Origin of the sequence: Kitasatospora sp. NPDC059571, assembly GCF_042735675.1 — a bacterium.
Classification (GTDB): domain Bacteria; phylum Actinomycetota; class Actinomycetes; order Streptomycetales; family Streptomycetaceae; genus Kitasatospora.
The window spans coordinates 1-1,403 of record NZ_JBHWBW010000712.1 but is presented as its reverse complement, the minus strand read 5'-3'; the positions used below and the strand labels follow the sequence as shown (position 1 = coordinate 1,403).

Annotated in this window: 2 protein-coding genes; one reads left to right on the top strand and one right to left on the bottom strand. The window is 73.6% G+C overall.

All coding sequences use genetic code 11. The features are described 5' to 3' along the window. Positions 1–116: 116 nt before the first annotated feature. The gene (locus ACFV0G_RS38150) at positions 117–539 is read right to left on the bottom strand and encodes a hypothetical protein (RefSeq protein ID WP_380558086.1); all 423 of its coding nucleotides are present in this window, start codon (positions 537–539) and stop codon (positions 117–119) included. Between the two features lie 274 nt (positions 540–813). On the opposite strand from ACFV0G_RS38150, the gene ACFV0G_RS38145 reads away from it, so the two are divergent. After that, on the top strand, positions 814–1,403 hold a 590-nt coding region (locus ACFV0G_RS38145), incomplete at its 3' end, for a helix-turn-helix domain-containing protein (protein WP_380558083.1).

The window sequence follows — 1,403 nt, the reverse complement described above, 5'->3', positions numbered from 1 at the left end:
GGGGTCGACCCCCCCGTGGGGGGGTCTGTTTTTGTTGTCCGCCCCTCCTATGGTTCTGGGGCCGGGAGCACCCGCCCGCCCACCACTGTCGGTTCGTCAGGCTGTGCCGGGCGGGATCAGTTGAAGAAGCCCGCGGCGTTGTTGTTCTTCAGCGCGCCGTTGAGGTCGGTGGTCGACCACGCCGGGATGTTCTGGCAGGCGTAGCTGCAGTTCTTGGTGCCGCTGTTGTAGTAGACGGTGAAGGTGCCGTCGTACCAGCTGTCGACCGAGGCGGCGTTGTTCTTCACGGACACGCCGGCGCCGGAGCTGCCGTTCCTGCCGGCCGAGAAGTAGTGGCCGGCGTAGTCGGAGATGTTGCCGGTCTGCCGGAAGTAGGCACCGTAGCCCGCGCCGCTCGAGTTGTAGTAGACGCAGACCTCGTGGGTGCCGCTGCAGTCGTAGTTGGGGACGGCGGCCGAGGCGGAACCGGCCGTGGCAAGACCGGCGGTGGCGACGGTGCCGGCGACGGCGGCAGCAGCAAGGAGCTTCCGGATGCGCATGTCGTCTCTTCCTTCCGCGGCGCCGGCCTCTCCGGCGTCGTGGGCACCATGCTGCTGTCCGGCCGTAGCGCGCCGGTAGCGCCCGCGGTAGCGCGGGGGACCGACCGGACTATGCCGACCGAAGGTCCCAAATCGCCTTTACCGATTGGCCTTTCGGCCATTCGATGATCGAGAATCAGCCCGGTCGCGAGCACGTCAGGAACTCCTCACGCGCGCGCGTAGTTCTACCCCCTCGGCAAGCTGACCCCCGGTCAGGGGAGATGAGGAGGACCCGTTGGCCCGCAAACCACGGCCCATCGATCCGACTGACGGACCGATACCCGCCTTCGCCTTCGACCTGCGCAAGGTCCGCGAGCAGGCCGGCGAGCCGACCTACCGTGCGCTCGCCACGCTGGCCGGGTTCAGTGCGACGACCCTGAGCGACGCGGCGGGCGGCGTACGGCTGCCGAGCCTGGAGGTGACGTTGGCGTACGTCGGCGCCTGCGGCGGTGACGTCACCGCGTGGGAGCTGCGCTGGCGCGAACTCGACCGCGAACTCTCCGCTCCGGCGGCGGCCGCCGACCCGGATCGGGACCCGGACGCCTCCCTGGCCGCGGCCCCCGACGCCGCCGCCCCCGGTGCGCAGGCCGGCCGCGGGGCACTCGCCACCGCCGCGCCGCCCGCCGCCGTGCCCGACGTCACCGCGCCGGCCCCCGACACGGTGTCCTCCGGGCCGGCCCGGTCCCTCCTGCCGCCCTGGGCCCGGTGGTGGGCGGGGGGGCCCGCGGGGTCCCGGGGCCCGGGGGGGGGGGGGGGCGGGCGGCGGGCCCCCCGGCCCCCCACCACCGGCGGCCCCCCCACCGGGGGGGGCCGGGGCCTCCCCCG